This window comes from Psychrobacter sp. FME5 (assembly GCF_014861375.1).
Taxonomy (GTDB): Bacteria; Pseudomonadota; Gammaproteobacteria; order Pseudomonadales; family Moraxellaceae; genus Psychrobacter.
Window position 1 is genome coordinate 20,439 of the sequence record NZ_RRYX01000016.1, and the last position, 23,161, is coordinate 43,599.

Below are 23,161 nucleotides of genomic sequence, written 5' to 3' on the forward strand. Positions count from 1 at the left end.
AACTTATGTTTTAAACCAAAGTATTCCAGTCCCGCTGTATCGCTTTTATACTAAACTCACTATATATGCTGTAACTTCATATGCTGTAACTTCAAGCATGGATGCTAAAATTAGCGGTTGCCCAATAACGCTCGGATATTGGCCAAATACTCATCAGCGACTTTTTCAGGGTCTTTAGTGGCTTTTTTCTTCTTCGCCTTGGCTGGCCAGTCGATATGATCTTCTGGCAGCTCATCCAAAAATCTTGACTCAGAAGTGACGCGCATTTGACCACCAGCGCGGCGCTGGGTTGCTAGGGTCAATGTCAGTTCACGACGGGCGCGGGTAATACCCACGTACATCAAGCGCCGCTCTTCTTCGATTGTCTCGCTCAGGATAGAGTTGCGATGCGGTAGCATTTCTTCCTCAAGCCCCATGATATAAACGAAATCAAACTCTAGGCCTTTTGCGGCGTGTAAGGTCATCAAGTTGACTTTATTGGTATTCTCTTCTTCTTGTTGCTGCTCGAGCATATCCAGCAACACCAGCTTGCGAATAATGGTGTCGATGGTTCGATCTTCGTCATTTTCCGCACGATTAATCAAAGACTGAATGCTGGTATAAAGCATATCGATATTATCGATACGGTTTTTTTCTTGTTGCGGTGTTTTAGAGTCGCTGCGCACAAAGTCGATATAACCGGTCTCGTCGATCATCTGGCGCACGATAGGTACTGGGTCAGGATGCTGGTCAAGCTCACGAGTATAATGCTCGATAAACTCACCAAACTCTTTTATCGTGCCATAAGCTTTGGATGGCAACACATGGGTCAGACCAGCGTGGGTACAGGAGGCCAATAACGATATACTGTGCTCTTGGGCAAATAACCCCAGCTTTTCTAGTGTTGCTGGTCCCATACCGCGTTTGGGTGTGTTGATAATACGCAAAAAAGCACTGTCGTCTTCTGGGTTTAAAATCAAACGTAAATAACCCATGATGTCTTTAATTTCACTACGAGCAAAGAATGACTGACCGCCAGATAACTTATAAGGCACTTGCAGTTGACGCAGTTGCGCCTCTAGCATCCTTGCTTGAAAGTTACTGCGGTAAAGAACAGCATATTGCTCCCATTCATTACCAAAGCGCAATTTATGAGTGACAATCTCCTTGGCGACACGCTCGGACTCATCGTCGTCATTACGGCAATTAATAATGCGGATTTTTTCGCCTTGACCTTTATCTGACCACAGTTTCTTTTCAAATAAATGTTCGTTGTTAGTAATAACCGCGTTGGCAGAAGTCAAAATACGCGTGGTCGAGCGGTAATTTTGCTCTAACATAACGATTTTTAACTTGGGGAAGTCTTCTTTAAGTAGCCCCATGTTTTCAGGCTTTGCCCCGCGCCAGGCATAGATAGATTGGTCATCATCACCAACGACGGTAAAGCGCCCTTGTGGTCCGACCAAGTGCTTAATCATTTCATACTGGGCGGTGTTGGTGTCTTGATACTCATCAACGAGTAAGTAGCGAATACGGTTTTGCCATTTATCGCGTAGCTCTCTGTTTTCGCGCAATATCTTCGTCGGCAGTACAATCAAATCATCAAAATCGACCGCATTATAAGCACGCAAATTGCGCTCATATAAAGCATATAATGTGGCAAAAATCATGTCTTCTGGATCATCTAAGGTTTCCATCGCCTGATCGGGCTCAATCAAATCGTTTTTCCAATCAGAAATCATCTTGATGGCCTTACCAACCAGCTCACGACTTTCGGCGCCGCTTAGGTTGTCGCGCATCATTAACTCCATTAATAGACGTTTGCTATCGTCACTGTCCATGATGGAGAAGTTGCCTTTAAGCGGGGTATGAATCAGCTCATAACGTAAAAACTGTAACCCAAATTGGTGAAAGGTCGACACGGTCAGACCGCGCATTTTTTCACTCGGTAGCAACTTACTGACACGGGCTTTCATCTCACGCGCGGCTTTATTGGTAAAAGTCACAGCGGTGATGCGTTCCGCTGGCATGTTGCATTCTTCAATTAGGTAAGCAATTTTGCGCGTAATAACCGATGTCTTACCGGAACCTGCGCCTGCTAACACCAGCAGTGGGCCTGATACGTAGAGCATCGCTTCTTGTTGTTTAGGATTAAGTTGACTCATAACGTGACCTGTAAGACAAAAGCAAAAAAGAGGATAGAGCGGATAGCCGTAACGCTAAATGAATGTTGCGCGAATGATGACACTGAACAACGCATCGATATTTTTAATAAAGGCAATCAAATATTAAAGGTAACAAGATGTGTGATTTATTGGCCATAAATCATCGAAATTAGGTAGGCTATTATAAAGCAAAAACCGGTACTTTGGGTGAGGAGTTGGCAAATGAAAAAGAGTCAAAGGGCGTTCAACTCACGGCGGGCGCTGCCTTTATATGTGCTGACGATTAAAAGGATGGATTTAGAGTTAATATAAGGTAACGTCTATACCACAGTTTACGAGGTAAGCAATATAGTTTTTTCACATAGAAAGTGACCGTCCGATGCAGTTAAAAACTAGCTTTTAGGCACTGATATGCGTATAGTACGTAAATAATTTATGCCAGTTGTTACGTCATTATTGACCTCGTGTAATGAGCTATTAAATCAATTAAGTAAGCAATCGAATATGATATTGATTTAATACGTTGATCTTACGTTGTTAAAAGATACGTTAGGCAACCAGCCTGCACCCGTTATCTATCGGAAATGTTATCGTTGGTCGCGTCTGACATCGTCGTCAATAAGCTTGATAATTGGTTGTTACCAGCACAGACCCTAAAATAGTTACTTAAATACAGTGACTCAATGACAGTTACTTTGTGTTTTCGTCTGCGTTAAACTAGTCGCTAGAGCACCTTTAATAGGTGAGTACTCGCACTACGTTTAACACTCGATTGGGTGAGGAGCACGTATTATCATGTCTGCTTTTAATTGGTCAGCAATCGCTTTCATCTTAGCCGCCATTGGGCTAGTCATTTTTATGCTGGTCGTTCCACGCTTGCTTGGCGGTCGCTCTCAAGGCTTACAAAAAGAAGAGATATTTGAAGCGGGTGTTGTCGGATCTGGCAACGCCCGTATTCGTTTGTCTGCCAAATTCTATTTGGTGGCGATTTTCTTTGTTATCTTTGATTTAGAAGCACTCTACTTATATGCCTACGCCGTTTCGGTACGTGAAACGGGCTGGCTCGGCTTTGCGACAGCAGCGACTTTTATTATCGACTTATTGATTGGTTTGGTCTATGCCTTGAGCTTGGGTGCCCTGAACTGGTCACCTGCAGATAAACTTCGCAAAAAAGCCCGTTTATATGCGGCGCCGGCAGGTTTCAATTTGGCAGACATTACCCAGTTTGATGGTGTTGATGAGCTGATGGTTGACCCGACGGGCAAAATACCTGCGCAGTCTTCAGGACAGATTAACGTTTCAAACAATATTGAAACCAATCGTCGTCATCTACAAAATATTGATCATATTAATATTACCGGTAATGTAACGACTGTAGATTTTGCGGCGTCTGCACAGCCCGATAACGCTGCACGTTGATTGTCTTTAGTAGATATATCAATAGTTAATCGTAAAAATTATTTAATAATAGCAGTTAAGGCCATAGCGAGGGCAAGATGATTGCCGCGCCGTGCCTATATAAATATAAAGGTTGTATGTTATGAAATACACACTAACAAAAGCCAACCCTGATGCAGATACCTATCCTGCACAGACCAGTCAAACGGTCAATGATCCTATCGAAGACGAAGTCAATAAAAACGTCTTTATGGGTCGCCTCGAAGACCTCGTTCATTCAACAGCAAACTGGGGGCGCAAGCACTCACTATGGCCATTTAACTTTGGTACTTCTTGTTGTTATGTCGAATATGCTACCACGCTAACGGCAGTTCACGATTTATCGCGCTTTGGTGCTGAGGTCATTCGAGCCTCACCGCGTCAGGCCGATGTGATGATTGTTGCTGGTACGTGTTTTGTCAAAATGGCCCCCGTTATTCAGCGTCTTTATGAGCAAATGCTTGAGCCAAAATGGGTCATTTCGATGGGTGCTTGCGCCAACTCGGGCGGCATGTATGATATCTATTCAGTGGTGCAAGGCGTGGATAAGATTATCCCAGTAGATGTTTATGTACCGGGCTGTCCGCCGCGTCCAGAAGCGTTGATTCAGGGTTTGATGTTATTACAAGAGTCCATTACTAAAGAGCGTCGTCCGCTGGGTATTCATGTCAATGAGCAGGGTATCTACCAGCCACAAATGACGCCTGAGCGTGACCGTAAGCAAGCGGATCGTATCGCGGTGAAAAACTTGCGTAGCCCAGACAGCATTTAAGCTTATAGGTTTAGATTGGTCGTTGCGTTTAGACTAGTAGTAGCCAGTTTAGTTAGTAGCCAGCTTAATGTTTTATGCGCGCATCACAGTGTAGCTATAATTAATCAATTATGATGAATTAGCTATGATGAATCAGTTATGATTAATGAAGGAATACATCATTCATGGTCACGGTAGTCGAAAATATAGATCCTAAGAGTAAACCTGTCCCAGCAGTTATCAAAGAGCTGGAGCATAAGTATGCCGGTAAGTTTGTCGTGCAGCATACGGTTGATGAGATTCCAACGGTTTGGGTGGCGCGTGCTGACTTATTAGACGTTCTCTTATACCTGCGTAAATTGCCAAAACCTTATGTCATGCTATTTGACTTGTCAGCGATAGATGAGCGTTTGCGTCAGCATCGCCAAGGTCTACCTGACAGTGATTTTACGGTGTTTTATCATTTGATGTCGCTTGAGCGTAATAGTGATGTACGTATTAAAGTCGCGCTGAGTGAAGATGATTTAAACGTTCCGAGTGCGACCAAGATTTGGCCAAATGCCAACTGGTACGAGCGTGAAGTGTGGGATATGTTCGGGATTGTTTTTACTGGCCATCCACATTTAACCCGTATCTTATTGCCTAAATATTGGGAAGGTCATCCTCTGCGTAAAGAATATCATGCGCGTGCGACTGAGTTTACCCCGTACTTCCTAAATACTGCCAAACAACAATACGAGCAAGAAAACTTGCGCTTTGTCCCAGAAGAGTGGGGCATGAAGCGTTCAGGCCGTGATGAGGACTTTATGTTCTTGAACATTGGTCCTAACCATCCATCGGCTCATGGTGCGTTCCGTTTGGTGCTACAGCTGGATGGCGAAGAAATCGTCGACTGTATCCCCGATATCGGCTATCACCATCGCGGCGCAGAAAAGATGGCTGAGCGCCAAACATGGCATTCATTTATTCCTTATACCGACCGTATTGACTATCTTGGCGGTGTGATGAATGAGCTACCGTACATCATGTCGGTCGAAAAGCTGGCCGGTATTACCATTCCACCGCGCGCTGAAACCATCCGCGTAATGATGAGCGAGTTTTTTCGCATTACCAATAATTTGCTATTTGTCGGTACCTTCATTCAGGATGCGGGCGGTATGACGCCAGTATTCTATGCGTTTACCGATCGTCAAAAAGCCTATGACGTCATCGAAGCGGTGACTGGCTACCGGATGCATCCAGCTTGGTTCCGTATCGGCGGTACAGCGCACGATTTACCACGCGGCTGGCAACGTTTGGTCCGTGAGTTTTTAGAGTGGCTACCAAAACGCTTGGATGAGTATGTCAAAGCGGCGCTACAGAACAGTGTGCTTAAAGGCCGTACCCAAGGTGTTGCCCAGTATAATACCAAGCAAGCATTGGCATGGGGTGTCACTGGTACAGGCTTACGGGCGACGGGTTTGGATTTTGATCTGCGTAAAGCACGTCCGTATATGGGCTATGAGAATTACGACTTTGAAGTGCCTATCGGCTATAACGGTGATGCTTATGATCGCTGTATGGTGAAAATCGAAGAGATGCGCCAGTCGTTACGTATCATCCGTCAATGTATGGATAATATGCCGCAAGGTCCTTATAAGGCTGATCATCCACTGGCAGTACCACCGCCAAAAGACCGTACTTTAAATGATATTGAGACCTTGATTAATCACTTTATCTCCGTATCTTGGGGTCCTGTGATGCCAGCGGGTGAGTGTACTACTATCGTCGAAGCGACCAAAGGTCTAAACAGTTATTACATCACTTCAGACAAAGCGACGATGAGCTATCGTACCCGTATTCGCACCCCGACATTTGCACATTTACAGCAGATGCCATCGGTCATTAATGGCTCGCTGGTCTCTGATGCCATTATGTATTTGGCGTCGATTGATATTGTGATGGCGGATTGTGACCGTTAGAGCATTTGTGATTATGAGTTTAATGGTTAGTTTAATAAGATTAGAAGTTTTTAGGGTGATAAGCGAATAGCTATAAACCTATAAAAGTTAAAAAGTAAGACAAGTTCATTAACATGTTATCGCCAAACTGGCACACCAAAACGCTGTTGGCGCGCGACGAGCGCAACCTAAACAGTGGGCTGAGTGAGGAAAGAAAAAGATTATGAGAATTGTTTCCGATAAAATGCCAAAAGTAGATGTGGCAAGTATCTTAACCGCTGAAGAAATTGCGGCCATTCGTGAATATATGCATCATTATCCCCATCCGCGGGCAGCGTCTTTAGATGCACTAAAGATTGTGCAAAAGCGTAACGGCTGGGTTGATGATGCACAAGTCAATGCTATTGCTAATATTTTAAATGTGCCTATGACCGATATGGATGGGGTAGCAACCTTCTTTAACCGTATCTATCGTCAGCCAGTCGGGCGTCATGTCATTTTAATTTGTGATTCTGTGGCTTGTTATCTGACAGGCTATGAAGCGCTGGCGGCTGAATTAAAATCGCAGCTAGGCATCGACTACGGTCAAACGACGTCTGACGGTCGCTTTACGCTATTGCCGATTTGCTGTTTGGGTAATTGTGACAAAGGTCCTGCGGTGTTGATTAATGAAGACACTTATGGTCCTGTCCAACCCACCGAGGTCGCCCAATTGTTGGAGCTATACGCATGAGTTTAACGATTACAGAGCAGATCGCTCGTCGCGGTCAAGGCAAAGCGCCAAGCCAATTAAATGAGCAGCGCATCCCAGTATATGGTGATAAAGAAACGGCGACCAGCGAAACCAAGCCACTGACATGGCGTTTAGCGCATCATGACACAGTATTGGATTTAGCAACTTATGAATCACTGCGCGGTTTTGAAGCATTAAAAATAGCCTTAAACCAATCGCCAGATGATACGTTAAATACCATTAAAGAAGCCGTGGTAAAAGGTCGTGGCGGTGCAGGTTTCCCAGCAGGTATTAAGTGGTCGCTGATGGCACCACCTGATGGCGGTCCACGCTATTTGGTTTGTAATGCCGATGAGATGGAGCCGGGTACCTTTAAAGACCGTTTGCTGATGGAACGTCTGCCCCTACAACTTATCGAAGGTATGTTGATTTCTGCTTATGCGATTGGTGCAACCGCTGGTTATATCTTTATTCGCGGTGAGTACATCTTAGCAGCGGAGCGTCTAACTGCGGCTCTTGAAGAATTGCGTGCCAATAACTTGGTCGGCGATAATATCTTAGGCTCAGACTTTAGCTTTGATTTACACGTCCATACCGGTGCCGGTCGCTATATTTGCGGTGAAGAAACGGCGCTATTGAATGCTTTAGAGGGTCGCCGCGCTAATCCACGCACTAAGCCACCATTCCCGCAAGTTGCTGGAGCATGGGGTCGTCCAACGATCGTGAATAATGTAGAAACTTTGCATAACGTCTCAGCCATTATTTTACACGGTAGCAAATGGTATCAAGACCTGCCAAAAGCCAAAGGCGTGGTCGAAACCCCAGGCACTAAGCTATTTGGTTGCTCGGGTTTGGTCAATGATCCCGGTCTATGGGAGCTACCATTCGGTTATACGGCGCGTGAAATTATCGAAGACTTTGCGGGTGGTATGATCGAGGGCAAAAAGCTTAAAGCATGGCTTCCTGGTGGCGCATCAACCGACTTTTTGACCGCTGATCATTTAGATACGGTCGTTGACTTTGACACCATTCAAAAAGCCGGTAGCCGTATGGGGACTGGGCTGATTATGGTCGTCGATGAAGAGCAAGATATGGTGCCATTATTGCGCAATCTTGAGATTTTCTTCCAACGTGAATCGTGCGGTTGGTGTACGCCATGCCGTGATGGTCTACCGTGGGGCGTCAAACTGCTCACCGCTATCAATGATGGTGAAGGTCAAGTGGGCGATGTCGAAAAACTAGAAGGTCTAACGCGTGACTTATGGATTGGTAAAACCTTCTGTGCCCATGCTCCAGGTGCGATGGAACCACTGATGAGTGCGATTAAATATTTCCGTCCAGAATTTGATCAAAAAATCACGCAGGCGGTTGGTGTAGATGTCATTGATGCTGCAGCCAATCAACAGCCAGTAGTGAAATAAGGAGAGCGGCATGGCAGTCATACATATTGATGGAACCACTGTCGAAGTAGATAGCGCAGATAACTTGCTTCAAGCTTGTTTATCACTTGGCATTGATGTGCCGTATTTTTGTTATCACCCAGCCTTAGGTTCAGTAGGCTCTTGCCGTCTGTGTGCGGTTAAGCAATATCAAAACAAAGAAGATATGGAAGCAGGTCGTGGTCGCTTAGTGATGTCATGCATGGTCGCACCAGGCGATGACATGTACATCTCAGTGACTGACGATGAGGCCAAAGCGTTCCGTAAGTCGATGGTTGAGCTATTGATGGTGAACCATCCGCATGATTGTCCAACCTGTGAAGAGGGTGGGCATTGTCATTTACAAGACATGACCTATATGTCGGGTCATCATCGTCGTCGCTATCGTTTCACCAAGCGCACCCACCATAACCAAGAGCTTGGTCCCTTTATTGCCCATGAAATGAACCGTTGTATCGCTTGCTACCGCTGTGTACGTTTTTATAAAGACTACGCGGGTGGTGAAGATTTAGGCGTTTATGGTACAAACGAGCGGGTTTATTTTGGTCGCGATAAAGACGGTCAGTTCGAAAGTGAATTCTCAGGTAACTTAACCGAAGTGTGCCCAACCGGTGTATTTACCGATAAAACGCACTCTGAGCGTTATAACCGTAAATGGGATATGCAGTACGCGCCAAGTATCTGTCATGGTTGCTCAGCAGGTTGTAACATTTCGCCAGGTGAGCGTTATGGTGAATTGCGCCGTATCGAAAACCGCTACAATGGTGAAGTAAACCGTTATTTCTTATGTGATCGCGGTCGTTTTGGTTATGGTTATGTCAATCGTGAAGACCGTCCAACCCAAGCGCTTGAGCGTATCAATGACAAGCATGTCAAAATCAACATCGATTATGCCCTTGATGAAACCATTAAGCGTATTAAAGATAAAAAAGTCATCGGTATTGGCTCTCCACGCGCCAGTTTAGAGACCAACTTTGCGCTAAAAAATCTGGTTGGCTTTGATAACTTCTCAACGGGTCTTAATCATCAGCAGCAAGCATTGGTCAATAAATGTATTGAAGTATTGAGTACTGAGGGTATTTATAACCCCGGTATGGCTGATATTGAAAGCCACGATGCAGTATTGGTGTTGGGTGAAGATATTACTCAGACCTCATCACGTGTGGCGTTATCGATTCGTCAAGCAGCAAAAAATGAAGCCATTAAAATGGCCGCTGCTGCGAAAACGCAACCATGGTTGGCTGAGCCAGTCAAACGCATCGGTCAAGGCGCACAAAGTCCGGTATACGTCATCGATGTCACCCAAACCAAACTCGAAGACATTAGCAAAGTCAGCGTGGTTGCAACACCTGAAGATATTACTAAACTCGGTTTTAAAGTGGCTGATGAAATTGCCAGTTTTGCCGATGATTTATTGGAAATAGCAGATCCAAAGACAGCAGAACAAGATGCTGAAATGGATGGTATGCAAGCATTGGCGCAGCAAATCGCTTATGATTTGATACAAGCCGATAAGCCTTTAGTGGTATCGGGCAGCAGTTTGTCGTCTACTGCCTTGATAGAAGCGGCGGCGCAAATTACCCAAGTATTAAGCCAAAAGCGCAGCGCCATTAAAGCCACTGAGCAGCAGCAAGTTGATACACATAATGAACAGGTACGTGCTGCCGAAGCACAAGCAGCAACCGCTCAGCAAAAAGAAGATAAAGATTTGTCTGCTAAGCCAGAAAAACCTGAAACTGGCGTTGATACAGAAGCGCAAGACGACGTTGAGCGTGAGCCTGCTGACAGTAGTGAGTTAAAAGAAAACAGTCTTGAGCTCAAAGAAGTGAATAAGAAATATCATGCGCAAGCAGGGATTTACTTAGCAGTTCCCGATGCCAATAGTATTGGGGTATGTCTGCTTGGCGGTCAATCCGTAGAAGAGCTGTTGGCGACTGATTTTGATGTGGTCATAGTCGCTGAAAACCAGCTGACTGATGCTATCGATGCCAATAAGTTGACCCAGCTATTGACTGATAAAACCGTCATTGCCTTGGATCATCAGCTACTTGATTGGCACAAAGATGTCGATATCGTACTACCAGCGGCAAGCTTTGCCGAAGCAGACGGCACATTGGTATCTGCCGAAGGCCGTGCGCAGCGTTTCTTCCAAGTTTATGACAATGAATACTACCATCCGATGAGCAGTATTAAAGAAGGCTGGCGCTGGCTACACGCCGTGCATAGCAGCATTGAAGGCCGTGATGTCGACTGGACGCAGCTTGATGATGTAATCAATGCGCTAATAGCGACGCATCCTAAGCTTGCTGGTATCAAAGGTGCAGCACCTGATGCGGACTACCGCATGAACGGGCTGAAAATTGCCCGTCAGCCGCGTCGCTATTCAGGTCGTACCGCCATGCGTGCGCAGATATCTGTCCATGAGCCGATGCAGCCAAAAGATTTAGATACGGGTTTAACTTTTTCAATGGAAGGCTATAGCGGTAAACAAACGCCAAGCTCGATGATTCCTTTTGCCAGTGCGGCAGGTTGGAACTCACCGCAAGCGTGGAATAAATACCAAGACAAAGTCGGTGGTCATCTCAAAAATGGAGATCCGGGTGTGCGTCTGTTCGATCAATTCGAGCGCCTAGCCACTCGTCAATATGTTGCGCCAGAAGCAATGACTACGACCACCACTGATATACAGCAAGGGCAAGCAAAACTGGTGCCTATTTATAACCTTTATGCCAGCTCAATGATGGCATCACGTAGCCCAGTGGTTGCTGAGCAACTTCCTGTTGCAGCATGGCGTATCGGTATCGACGATGCCAAAGACTGGAGTATCGATGCAGGTGATTACTTAGCGATTGAGATTGATAACCAACAAATCACACTGCCAGTTCAACTCGTTGGTTACTTAGCAGAAGGCTGTATCGGTTATCCCGTTGGGCAGGTGGATATTATCCATCCCATGATGCCCGCGTCGGTACGCAAAGTTGATGCGCCAGTGACCATGATGGGTAGTATGGCCGATGACGGTTCTTTGATAGCTAATAATGCTGGTAACAGCATGGACGATAACCGCGCAACACCAGTAAGTGTAGCGCCGACCACCACACAGGAGGTGTAATATGCAAGTTACCCGTATTATCCCTGATGTGCCAAGCTTTTTGGCGAGTATGATGACCTATGATACGTGGTCAATAATATTTTTGGTCGTGCAATCGCTGGTTATTTTTTTAGTCGTTGTGATAGTCGCCGCTTTAATGATTGTCTATGAGCGCCGTATGCTAGCGCTTTGGCAAGACCGTTATGGTCCAAACCGTGTCGGACCTTTTGGTTCTTTGCAGCTGGTCGCGGATATGCTAAAAATCTTCTTTAAAGAAGATTGGACACCAAAGTTCACCGATAAATTTATGTTTACCTTGGCGCCGGCAGTTGCGATGTTTACTGCGCTGGCCTCATTTGCCATTATTCCTATCTCACCAACGCTTGGCGTGGCTGACTGGGATATCGGTATTTTGTTCTTCTTTGCCATGGCCGGTATTGCAGTCTACGCAGTGATGTTCGGTGGCTGGGCATCAGCGAATAAATTCTCGTTACTGGGTGGCCTACGTTCTGCCGCCCAAACGATCAGCTATGAAGTGTTCTTGGGTCTATCATTGATGGGCGTTGTGGCCTTGACGGGCTCGTTTAACTTGCGCGCGATTGTCGAAGCGCAGGCTGATGGCTGGTATATTATTCCACAGTTTTTTGGATTCTTAACCTTTGTAATAGCAGGGGTAGCGGTAACGCACAGACATCCTTTTGACCAACCTGAAGCAGAGCAAGAGCTGGCCGAAGGTTACCATGTCGAATATTCTGGCATGAAGTTTGGTATGTTCTTTATTGGCGAATACGTCAACGTCGTCTTGATTTCAGCATTGATGACTTGCCTGTTTTTTGGTGGTTGGCTCGCGCCTTTTAATTTAAATATCCCATTTATTCCACCTGCTTTTTGGTTCATGATTAAAACATTATTCTTTATGACCATGTTTATTTTGGCACGCGGTTCGCTCATCCGTCCGCGCTACGATCAGGTGATGAATTTTGGCTGGAAAGTCTGCCTGCCGATAACCTTGATTAATTTATTGGTTACTGCCGCAGTAATTTTGATCTTTTCCCCGACCCCAATAACATAGTTTTGAACAGTTATTGGTAGTCATCAGTAATGATATTAATGATGGATTAGGGTAAAGATGATAAGGATAATAACCCCATGTTTCATAGCATAAAAAAGATTATCGTTGGTTTTTATACTATTATCCGCAGTATGTGGATGGTTAATAGCCATGCGATCAGGCCACGTGACACCATTCTTTATCCTGAAGTGCCGGTGCCAGTACCACCACGTTTTCGCGGACGTATTATATTGTCTCGTGACCCTGATGGTGATGAGCGCTGTGTTGCTTGTAACTTATGTGCGGTGGCCTGTCCGGTTGGCTGTATCTCGCTACAAAAAGCTGAGCGCGAAGATGGTCGCTGGTATCCAGAGTTTTTCCGGATTAACTTTTCACGCTGTATCTTTTGCGGATTGTGTGAAGAGGCGTGTCCAACGACAGCCATTCAAATGACCCCTGACTTTGAGTTGGGTGAATATAAACGCCAAGATTTGGTTTATGAAAAAGAGCATTTGCTGATTTCAGGACCAGGTAAATATCCCGATTATAACTATTATCGTGTGACGGGTATGGCGGTAGCGGACAAACCAAAAGGCGCAGCGCAAAACGAATCTGCACCGATTGATCTAAGGAGCTTGCTGCCATGATGAATATTTTAAACAACCCTGAATTGGCAGGGTTTTATTCACTTGCAGCTGTGGCAATATTTGCCAGTTTGCGCGTGATAATCCATGCCAATCCAGTCCATGCTATCTTATCAATGATTGTGTCGTTATTGGCCCTGTCAGGCATATTTTTTGTATTGGGCGCGCCATTCGCTGGTGCACTTGAGATTGTTGTCTATGCTGGTGCCATTATGGTGCTGTTCGTCTTTGTGATTATGATGCTCAATCTGGGCATGAGTAACGAGGAGCGCGAAGAGCGTTGGCTTGATGCTGGCACTTGGGCGATACCGACAGGGTTGACGCTTATTATCGCGGTTGTGCTGTATGCGATGATTGGGCTTAATCCTGACGAGACAGCCATGATTGGCGGGTCGACTATTTCAGCCAAAGCGGTCGGCACCGTGTTATTTACCAAATACGTTATGCTGGTAGAAGTGGCGGCTTTGCTATTATTAGGCGCTTTGGTTGCCGCGTATCATCTAGGTAAAACCTCTGTAGATGATGAGATAGTTGGCAATGACAGTCAAGATTTTCAGCCAAGTGTAGGAAGTATCAAGCAATATGACACTGTCAGCAAATATGATGACAGCACATATACAGATAGTGATGCGGTAAAAATGGCGGAACCTTACGAATATAAAGATGTTGACCCGCACGACTACGTTGGTAAGAAGGTAGGTATGCAGGTCGGTACTAAGAAAGTCACGCGGAAAGTCACGCGCAAGGAGTCAGACTGATGGTACTAGCAGCGAGCGTGGCACAAGACGTGTCAAACGTGCCGTTTGCCCACGAGGTGGCAGGCTTAGTACAGCCTGTTGCTGAGGCGCAGAATGTACTGGGTATGATACCCATGAGCCATGGTTTAATTTTGGCAGGTATCTTATTTACGATTGGTCTGTGCGGTGTCATGGTACGGCGTAACTTCTTATTTATGCTGATGAGTCTTGAGATCATGATGAATGCGGCGGCACTAGCATTTGTGGTAGCAGGTAGTCGCTGGGTCGATCCAGATGGACAGATTATGTTTATCTTTATTTTGACCCTAGCAGCAGCAGAGGCCGCCATTGGTTTGGCAATATTATTGCGGTTTTATCATCAGCGTGGGCATCTCGATGTCGATAGCGCCAATGAGATGAAAGGATGATGTCATGAGTTTATTACCATTAACCTTTATATTCCCGCTCGTTGGCTTTTTGATTTTAGCCTTTATGCGCGACAAGTTAAGCGAGCAGGTGGCAGCGATTGTCGGTGTCGGTAGTATGCTGCTATCGGCATTATGTACGCTGGTGGTTAGTTATACTTTTTTGACCAGCAACCCCGCTGGTACGGTCGTAGAAATTCCGCTGTGGACATGGTTCCAAGTTGGGGATTTTGCGCCAAATTTTGGCTTAAGCTTTGATGGCTTAGCATTAACCATGACTGGTGTTATTACTGGTATTGGCTTTTTAATCCATCTGTTTGCCGCTTGGTATATGAAGGGCGACACAGGCTTTGCTCGTTTCTTTAGCTATATGAACTTGTTCGTCGCCAGTATGTTATTGCTGGTGTTGGCGGATAATTTATTCTTGCTATATCTCGGTTGGGAAGGTGTGGGTATCTGTTCCTACTTACTGATTGGTTTTTATTACCATGACCGCGCTAATGGTCGGGCAGCGATGAAAGCCTTTACCGTGACCCGTGTCGGCGATGTGTTCTTAGCCTTTGGTTTGTTCTTATTATTCCGTGAATTCGGTACGCTTAATATTCAAGAGATTATTACCCGTGCCCCAGAAATTTTTGATATCAATAACCCGACCATGATGCTGATCACCATGATGCTCGTTGGTGGTGCGATGGGTAAATCAGCGCAGCTACCATTACATACATGGCTTGCTGATGCGATGGCAGGTCCGACGCCAGTATCGGCGCTCATTCACGCAGCAACGATGGTCACGGCAGGGGTTTATTTAATTGCCCGTCTGCATCCATTGTTTGAGCTGACCCCAGGTATCCTACTATATTGGGTAGGCGGTGTAGGGGCGTTGACGCTGGTCGTTGCTGGTTTTTGTGCGCTGGCACAGACCGATATTAAACGTATCCTCGCTTATTCAACCATGAGTCAAATTGGCTACATGTTCTTAGCACTCGGCGTTGGTGCGTGGCAAGGCGCAATCTTCCACTTGATGACCCATGCTTTCTTTAAAGCCTTATTATTCTTATCATCAGGTGCGGTGATTCTTGCGGTTCACCATGAGCAAAACATCTTTAAGATGGGCGGTTTACGCAAAAAGATACCGTTGGTATTTTGGTGTTATATCGTCGGTGGCGGTGCACTTGCGGCGATACCTTGGGTCACTGTTGGTTTCTATTCTAAAGAAGCGATTCTTTGGGAAAGCTATGCAACTGGTCATCTAGTGTTGTTCTATATGGGTGTATTCGGTGCTTTCTTAACCGCACTTTATACCTTCCGTATGATTTGGATTGTCTTTTTTGGTGAAGAAAAAACCCCTGCACATAAATTATCAGGTGTGTCATATTGGTTGCCGCTTACCGTGCTACTGGTGTTATCGACCGCAGTTGGCGCATGGATTACCCCGCCATTACAAGGCGTATTGCCAGAGAGTGTTGGGCATTTATTAGAAGTGGCCAATCAAGCGGATGGTAAGCACACGGCAGAGTATATCGCCATGGGTGCGATGCTGGCTGGTTTGATAATTGCGGCATTATTATATGTTGTGGATAAAGGTCGTCTGCTCACGAGCTTTAAGCGTTCGCGTATTGGTGGGGCGCTATATCACTGGTGCTACCATGGTATGGGCTTCGATGCGCTGTACGATATAATTTTTGTAAAACCCTTTTTGTTCATCGGCCGCTTATTTAAAGCCGACCCTATCGATAAAACGTGGCTCACCTTACCTAAGCTGGCTTCGGCGGGTAATAAGGTATTGTCTGCGACGCAAACAGGGTCACTTCGAGGTTATGCTGCAAGCTTTGGTTTGGGTATGGCTGTATTGCTAGTGCTGGTAATGATGACGGTGGTATAAGATGATAGAGTTACAACAAACGTGGATGCTACCAGCATTAATCGCAATTCCTTTTATTGCAGGGTTGCTATGTTGGCTGGTTGAGCGGTTTAATAAACGTTTACCGCGCTGGATTGCCTTGATTGGTATGATCTTGACCTTTGTATTGTCATTAGTATTATGGCAATACGGTGATTTTTCTGGCATGAGTAAGCAGGTGATTGCGCCAGATTCAAATGTGCCTTGGGTTGCTGAATTTATGGTGCCGTGGATACCAAGCTTTGGTATCAGCTTTCACTTAGCGATGGATGGTTTATCGCTGATGATGGTTGCGCTAACAGGGCTGCTTGGTATTGCCGCAGTGGCTTGTTCGTGGAATGAGATTCAACGCCGTGTTGGTTTCTTCCATTTGAACTTGCTATGGAGCTTAGGCGGGGTCATCGGTGTTTTCTTAGCTATTGATTTGTTCTTATTCTTCTTCTTTTGGGAGATGATGCTGGTTCCTATCTACTTCTTGATCGCGATTTGGGGTCATGATGTCGTTGGTAAAACCAAGGAATATGCAGCAACTAAGTTCTTTATTTATACCCAAGCGTCTGGGCTTATCATGCTCGTCGGTATCTTGGTATTGGTCATTATTAGCTACGCCCAAAAAGGGGTAGTGAGCTTTAACTATAATGACTTACTGGGTACGTCGCTCGGCGGTTGGGAGTATCCCATCATGCTGTGCTTCTTTATTGGCTTTGCGGTTAAGTTGCCGATTATTCCGTTTCATGGTTGGTTACCCGATGCGCATGCGCAGGCCCCAACCGCAGGTTCGGTGGATTTAGCGGGTGTTTTGATTAAGACCGCAGCTTATGGTTTGATTCGTTTTGTCTTACCACTGTTCCCAGCCGCATCACAAGATTTTGCGCCGATAGCCATGACTTTAGGTACGATTGGTATCTTTTACGGTGCATGGTTGGCCTTTATGCAGACCGATATGAAGCGCTTGCTCGCTTATACCAGTATCTCGCACATGGGCTTTGTGGTCTTAGCCATTTACGCTGGAACCTTACTCAGCTTGCAAGGCCTGATGATTCAAATGCTGGCGCATGGTCTAAGTTCAGCGGCACTGTTTATCATGGCAGGTCAGTTATATGAGCGTCTACATACGCGGGATCTAACCTTGATGGGCGGTATGTGGGGTCAGTTCCGTTATTATGCGCCGATACTGATGTTCTTCTGTGCCGCATTGCTGGGTATTCCAGGTACAGGTAACTTCATTGGCGAGTTTATGATTTTACTGGGTGCGTTTGCTCAATATCCAGTATTTGTGGTATTTGCAACGTTCAGTTTAGTACTAGCAGGGTTATACTCGCTTATTTTGATTCATCGCGCGTTGTTTGGTAAAAACAATATCGAAGCGGTCGCTATGCAAGAAACCAAATTACACGGTTTGCCTGAGCGTCCATTAAAGGACTTGGGTAAGCGCGAGCTGTCGTTGTTATTGATGTTGGCAGCAGGCTTAGTCTGGCTTGGTCTATATCCACAGCCATTCCTTGATACGTCAAGTCATGCGATGCAGTGGATTAATAATGCTTATATATACAGTCAAGTAACACAAGTAGATGCATCGCAACTGCTTGATGCAATGGAGGCACGTTAAGTCATGAATGATATTACGATGAATGATTTGATGGGATTGCTGCCTTATGCACCACTCCTTGCCGTCGTCATAACGGTCTTGGTGGTTATGATTGCCATCGCCGTTAAACGCTCACATATTGTCACAGGAACGGTCACGGTCGTCGGCCTCAATATTGCGCTGTTTACTTTAATTGGGCAAATGACTGGTATTATAAATAGCGGCACTGTCCTGCCAAACGCTGAGCAGTTATTTGTCATTGACAACTTTGCTCAGTTTAATATGGTGGTTATCTTTATCTGTGCTTTGGCTTGTTGTACGCTGTCTTATGCGTATCTGGCCGATCTAAAAGACAATAAAGATGAGCTATATTTGCTGATGTTGCTATCGACGATCGGTGCGCTACTGATGGTCAGTGCTCAGCATTTAGCGTCATTCTTTATGAGCTTAGAGATGCTGTCTATACCGCTGTATGGCATGCTGTCGTATACCTATATGCGCAACCGTTCGCTTGAGTCGGGGCTAAAGTACTTGGTACTATCAGCGACGGCATCGGCGACGTTACTGATGGGTATGGCGTTTATCTATGCAGAAGTAGGATCGTTGGCCTTTAAGCCGATTAGTATGGTATTGGGCGATGTTTTTGAGTCGCCACTACTGATACTTGGTGCGGCAATGATGATGTTCGGTATTGCCTTTAAACTGTCAGCTGCACCTTTTCATATGTGGACACCCGATGTTTACGAAGGGGCACCAGCACCGATTGCTACTTTCCTAGCATCGGTCACAAAAGTAGCGATGATGGCGCTGGCAGTTCGTTTCTTAATCGATACGTCTTTATTGGCATTGCCATCTATACAGATGTTATTGATGGTCATGGCCACCTTATCGATTTTGGTCGGTAACTTATTAGCCGTACGCCAAACCAGTCTTAAACGTCTATTGGGCTATTCTTCAATATCCCATATGGGTTATGTGTTGATCGTTATCGTCAGTATCGGTACGGCTGCTGATAGTATCTCTAGTATGTATATGGCGGTTTATGCCTTTACGTCTATCGGTGCCTTTGGCGTAGTGACGTTGATGTCGAGCCCTTACCGTTTGTCTGGTGAGGCAGATGAGTTGACGCATTATCAAGGACTGTTCTGGCGTCGCCCAGTATTGACTGCTGTCATGACTATTATGATGTTGTCATTGGCAGGTATTCCACTGACGGCAGGCTTTATTACCAAACTATTTGCGATTTTGGCTGCGGTACAAGGAACCAATTGGTTCTTGGCGACAATGATTATCTTGGGTAGTGCTATTGGTTTATTCTATTACTTGCGCGTTATGCTCACGCTATTTAAACGTCCGAAACAGTTCATCGAGTTTGATGTTTCTGGTCAATGGGCTATCCGTACCGGCGGTATTATGGTAATTGCAGTGACAGCGATGATTATCTTCTTTGGTATCTTACCAAATAGTATGATTGAGTGGGCAAGCTTGGCTCGTATTTGGTAAATATAAAAAAGATAAGTAGTGGTATAGCCAGTCCTAAATAAAAGCAATACAAGTATTATAACGCGCTACTGGGATGAATTTTTCTTGCTTGTTGTGCCTACGCCGACAAAGGCTGCGAATAATTAATCCCAGTAGCGCTGTACTCTTTTAAAATTGGATCGACTATACGCTGATACGGCTACTCATCGGATGTTACGGTTAGAAAACCAAGATGCGCCCGCTTTATGATAAGCTTGGCGCATCTTTTTTGTTGGTACGTTCTAACTTTCTATAACAATAAATAGCAGTAAAATAGGGTGGTTAATTATTATGAGTGACAATATTCAAACGGTAACCGTGCTTAGCAAAACCACTTGGACACCAAACTTATTTAGCTTTACCGTCAGTCGTCCTGATAGTTTTAAGTTTACGGCGGGTCAATTTGTGCGTTTGGGCGTTAATCCCAGTCAGCTACAGTATTATAAGCAGCAAGCAGAAGTATCGGGTGCAGCCATGGAGGAGGTGGCTGATGAGGCATTGAACGAGGACATCTTTCGCGCTTATTCGATTGTCTCTTCGCCCTTTGATGAGGTGTTAGAATTCTTCTCTATCGTGATTCCGGATGGTGCATTTACCTCGCAGCTGCAACACCTGCAAGTAGGTGATGAGCTGCTACTTAATACCATGCCATTTGGGTTTTTAACCTTAGCCCGATATCAAAAACCTCTGCCAAAAGATTTATGGCTACTGGCGACTGGTACTGGACTAGCGCCATTTTTGTCCATGTTACAGGATTTGAAGACATGGGAAGATTATGAGCATATCGTATTGGCCTATAGCGCACGCTCGCTAGAAGAGCTGGCCTATATCGAAAAGATTCAAAGCTTGCAAGAAGACTTTGGTTCGTTGGTTGAGAGTCCAGCGAAGTTAACATTCATCCCAATCGTCACCCGTGAGCCTGTCGAAGGCGCACTGACAGAACGTCTGCCCAAGTTACTATTGGATGGTACGCTGCAAGAGCGAGCAGGGGTGGCACTGGATATCGATAGCACGCATGCCATGCTGTGCGGCAACCCCGACATGGTAGAAGACACCAAAGAGGCGTTAAAAACACTGGGTTTGGTAATGAATCGTCGAGGGGAAGGTAATATTGCAGTAGAGAATTACTGGTAGATGCATGGTTGGTTATAGCTATTACGTTTCATAAAAAATGTAATAGCTATAGTGTTTTAAACCTGACTCGGTTCGGTCGCGTCATCTATTGGATGGATAGGGCCTTGCATCAGCTCAGGCTCATCATCATCGCCGATGATGTCTTCATTGCTACTGCCCGCTAGTAAATCACGATAATTAATTTGTGTTTTCAAAATCATTTGCTCTTCTTCAAGCTCGCCATAATTGACTTGGACTTTATGCAGAGTACTGATGATTTTTTTATTTTTCTTAAGCCAGCGATGGATATCCAGATAGATGACTTCATCTTTTGCGCGCGCGATATTGATATAAGACAGAATAAAGCCTAATGGGTCTTTTTTAAGGACGCTGTGATAGAACCAGATAAAAAGCTTGATACCTTGACGTTTGATAATGGACTCACAGCGTAGGTTTAACACATCGGTATACGTCTGCTGACCGAAGACAAAACGCTGTACATTGCGATCAAGCTGTACATGAATTAAGCTAAAGTTACTGGCCACTTCAATATAAATACCTGCCACATCAATCGTACAATATAAGCGAAACCAGTCATCGTGCATTTCAACGCGCAGCTCTAAGATGGCTTTGACATTGTCGGTGACGAATTTTTGCAGCGCATCGTTGACGTATTTTTGTGCAACAGGCAGCGCAAGCTCATCCTCAAACTTATCCGTTGTTTTATCATATATATTTTTGATAGATTGGGTGAGACGATCCCAACCACCACTAAATGATTCGTCGAAACGATAGCCGATATTCTCAAAAAACTCATCAAAATTATCTGAATTATTCACGTTATCACTCATGTTATCAAAGCTACTCAAACTTATTATCCTTATAGTTATAGGGTCGTTATCTAGCAGCAGATGTAAACTTGCTGATACTATCGTTATAAAACAGTATATATCAAAAACGAGGCGGGCAAAATCATCCTCTATAACTAGGGCGTGTTGAATCTTACCGTATACAGTTATGCTAGCGACATAAATATATGTCATGCTATGATAGCGCCATCATGCATATTATCATAACGCTTATTAGCTGCAGCCTTTTTACTTATAAGCTCATATCTATTAGCTGAGACCCACTGTGGCCTATATTAAAGACTCGCAAAGTTATCATTTTTCGGCGCAAGCACCTAAGCGTAATTTTAGCTTGCCTGTGGCTGTCGTCATCGCTGTAGCAGTACACGTGCTGATAATTTTCGGTATCAGCTTTTCGATAGGAAAAGATCCTGCCTCGATGGTACAAGACGTAGCGAAGGCACTAACCGACAATATGCAGCCGAATGAAGATGCACAGTTTATTGCTAATGCCTCACAACAGGGCGGCGGTACGATAGAAGAGCAGCTAAGGCAAGAGAATGATCAGATTAGCTCATTGCCAGCTGAACAAATAAGTGAAACGCAAGATGTGATTAATCTACAGCGTCAAGTGCGTCAGCAGCGCTACCAAGAAAGCTATCTGCGTACTACGTTAAGCTGGCGCCAAGCGAGCGTCGAGTCGGATAACGATAGCAAACAAGCACAAGATGATACGATGTCGCAAGAAGAGCGACTGCGCAAACAAATCGCCACGCTTGAAGCGCAATTGTCTCAGCGTCAGCAAGTCTATGCCACCAAATCAAAAGTCGTGACCGTCGATAGTAATTCGACCACGCGCGGTGCTGCGGACTATATCAATACCTTTCGCGAGCATATCGAGCGTGTGGGCAACCTGCATTTCCCCGCGCAAGCGCGGGCGCAAAAAATCAATGGTGAAGTACGTCTGATGGTTATTATCAGTAGTGATGGTAGTATAAAAGCGATTCGTCTGCTTGAAAGCTCAAACTCAACCATCCTAGATGAAGCCGCCAAACAATCGGTCAGACAAGCGGCGCCGTTTGGTAAATTTACCAAAGACATGGGTGATATCGTTGAGTTGCGTTTGATACGCACTTTTCTTTATAGTGATAAAGTCACTGTCACTTATTAAGCGCATTCAATATATAGCTCATGAGCGCTAGCGATACCGTAAACAGATACCCAGATTTATCAAAAAGTGCCGTAAAACCACGTCTTTCTAGGGCGTGGATGTAAGGCATAAATAATACTAAATTCTGCTTGACTACTAAAGTGACTGAGCCACAATAAAACCATGAAATCACTCAAGTTACGCATCAAAGATAAACACGCTAACCAATTAAACAAATTGGCTGGTGCGGTTAATTTTGTGTGGAACTATGTGAATGATTTGAGTTTTAAGCACTTGCAGCGTACTGGTCATTTCTTTTCAGCCTATGACATGGCGGCCTATGTAAAAGGTAGTGGTGAGCTGCTAAATCTGCATAGCCAAACCTTACAAGCCATCACTGAAACCCATGCCAAGAGCCGCAAACAATTTAAAAAGGCCAAACTACACTGGCGCACAAATAACCCTAAAGCCAAGCGTAAAAGTTTAGGTTGGATTCCGTTTAAAAAGACTGCCATAAAATATCTAGGGGTCAAAAAAGCAGGAAAGAAAAGCCTAAAATCCACCATTCAATTTAGCCTAGCCAAAGGCAAGAAGCTGACCATTGACGTGTGGGACAGCTATAACCTAGCTCTCTACACCATCAATACTT

Annotated in this window: 17 protein-coding genes and 1 pseudogene; 16 read left to right on the plus strand and 2 right to left on the minus strand. The window is 45.1% G+C overall.

Annotated elements, in window-relative coordinates:
* Positions 1-110: 110 nt before the first annotated feature.
* Positions 111-2,144, minus strand: coding sequence for a UvrD-helicase domain-containing protein (locus EI161_RS04095; protein ID WP_192523264.1), 2,034 nt, complete (start codon positions 2,142-2,144; stop codon positions 111-113).
* 795 nt (positions 2,145-2,939) lie between these two features.
* Between EI161_RS04095 and ndhC the strand changes: the two genes are divergently transcribed.
* The 14 genes from ndhC to EI161_RS04165 all read left to right on the plus strand — a co-directional run bounded on the left by ndhC (position 2,940) and on the right by EI161_RS04165 (position 20,535).
* Entirely contained in the window at positions 2,940-3,563 is a 624-nt protein-coding gene (gene ndhC, locus EI161_RS04100; protein ID WP_192523265.1) for an NADH-quinone oxidoreductase subunit A, read from the plus strand.
* 121 nt (positions 3,564-3,684) lie between these two features.
* Entirely contained in the window at positions 3,685-4,353 is a 669-nt protein-coding gene (locus tag EI161_RS04105; RefSeq protein ID WP_021813431.1) for a NuoB/complex I 20 kDa subunit family protein, read from the plus strand.
* Between the two features lie 164 nt (positions 4,354-4,517).
* On the plus strand, positions 4,518-6,293 hold the full coding sequence (gene nuoC / locus EI161_RS04110) for an NADH-quinone oxidoreductase subunit C/D (protein WP_192523266.1): 1,776 nt from the start codon (positions 4,518-4,520) through the stop codon (positions 6,291-6,293).
* 202 nt (positions 6,294-6,495) lie between these two features.
* Positions 6,496-7,005 (plus strand): NADH-quinone oxidoreductase subunit NuoE, encoded by a 510-nt coding sequence (gene nuoE / locus EI161_RS04115; protein WP_192523267.1) that lies wholly within the window; start codon positions 6,496-6,498, stop codon positions 7,003-7,005.
* Positions 7,002-8,426 (plus strand): NADH-quinone oxidoreductase subunit NuoF, encoded by a 1,425-nt coding sequence (gene nuoF, locus EI161_RS04120; RefSeq protein ID WP_192523268.1) that lies wholly within the window; start codon positions 7,002-7,004, stop codon positions 8,424-8,426. The genes nuoE and nuoF overlap by 4 nt, the downstream gene beginning before the upstream one ends.
* A gap of 10 nt (positions 8,427-8,436) precedes the next feature.
* Positions 8,437-11,556: an NADH-quinone oxidoreductase subunit NuoG gene (gene nuoG / locus EI161_RS04125; protein ID WP_192529040.1), complete on the plus strand. Its 3,120-nt coding sequence runs from the start codon at positions 8,437-8,439 to the stop codon at positions 11,554-11,556.
* A gap of 49 nt (positions 11,557-11,605) precedes the next feature.
* On the plus strand, positions 11,606-12,607 hold the full coding sequence (gene nuoH, locus EI161_RS04130; RefSeq protein ID WP_192529045.1) for an NADH-quinone oxidoreductase subunit NuoH: 1,002 nt from the start codon (positions 11,606-11,608) through the stop codon (positions 12,605-12,607).
* A 77-nt stretch (positions 12,608-12,684) separates the two neighbouring features.
* On the plus strand, positions 12,685-13,233 hold the full coding sequence (gene nuoI / locus EI161_RS04135; protein WP_225735216.1) for an NADH-quinone oxidoreductase subunit NuoI: 549 nt from the start codon (positions 12,685-12,687) through the stop codon (positions 13,231-13,233).
* Complete coding sequence (nuoJ, locus tag EI161_RS04140; protein ID WP_192529041.1) at positions 13,230-13,988, plus strand: NADH-quinone oxidoreductase subunit J; 759 nt, start codon at positions 13,230-13,232, stop codon at positions 13,986-13,988. Before nuoI ends, nuoJ begins: the two co-directional genes overlap by 4 nt.
* A gap of 98 nt (positions 13,989-14,086) precedes the next feature.
* The gene (nuoK, locus tag EI161_RS04145) at positions 14,087-14,395 is read left to right on the plus strand and encodes an NADH-quinone oxidoreductase subunit NuoK (RefSeq protein WP_192523278.1); all 309 of its coding nucleotides are present in this window, start codon (positions 14,087-14,089) and stop codon (positions 14,393-14,395) included.
* A 4-nt stretch (positions 14,396-14,399) separates the two neighbouring features.
* On the plus strand, positions 14,400-16,274 hold the full coding sequence (nuoL, locus tag EI161_RS04150) for an NADH-quinone oxidoreductase subunit L (protein WP_192529042.1): 1,875 nt from the start codon (positions 14,400-14,402) through the stop codon (positions 16,272-16,274).
* 1 nt (position 16,275) lies between these two features.
* Complete coding sequence (gene nuoM / locus EI161_RS04155) at positions 16,276-17,901, plus strand: NADH-quinone oxidoreductase subunit M (protein WP_192523272.1); 1,626 nt, start codon at positions 16,276-16,278, stop codon at positions 17,899-17,901.
* Positions 17,902-17,904: 3 nt separating this feature from the next.
* A complete protein-coding gene (gene nuoN / locus EI161_RS04160; RefSeq protein WP_192529043.1) occupies positions 17,905-19,383 on the plus strand; it encodes an NADH-quinone oxidoreductase subunit NuoN in 1,479 nt (492 codons plus the stop codon).
* Positions 19,384-19,692: 309 nt separating this feature from the next.
* Positions 19,693-20,535: a ferredoxin--NADP reductase gene (locus tag EI161_RS04165; protein ID WP_192529044.1), complete on the plus strand. Its 843-nt coding sequence runs from the start codon at positions 19,693-19,695 to the stop codon at positions 20,533-20,535.
* Positions 20,536-20,591: 56 nt separating this feature from the next.
* Here EI161_RS04165 and EI161_RS04170 read toward each other — a convergent pair whose 3' ends face one another.
* Positions 20,592-21,365, minus strand: coding sequence for a hypothetical protein (locus EI161_RS04170; RefSeq protein WP_192523279.1), 774 nt, complete (start codon positions 21,363-21,365; stop codon positions 20,592-20,594).
* 283 nt (positions 21,366-21,648) lie between these two features.
* Between EI161_RS04170 and EI161_RS04175 the strand changes: the two genes are divergently transcribed.
* Complete coding sequence (locus EI161_RS04175) at positions 21,649-22,533, plus strand: energy transducer TonB (protein ID WP_192524945.1); 885 nt, start codon at positions 21,649-21,651, stop codon at positions 22,531-22,533.
* 162 nt (positions 22,534-22,695) lie between these two features.
* Positions 22,696-23,161: pseudogene (locus tag EI161_RS04180) on the plus strand (RNA-guided endonuclease TnpB family protein); the annotation flags it as partial.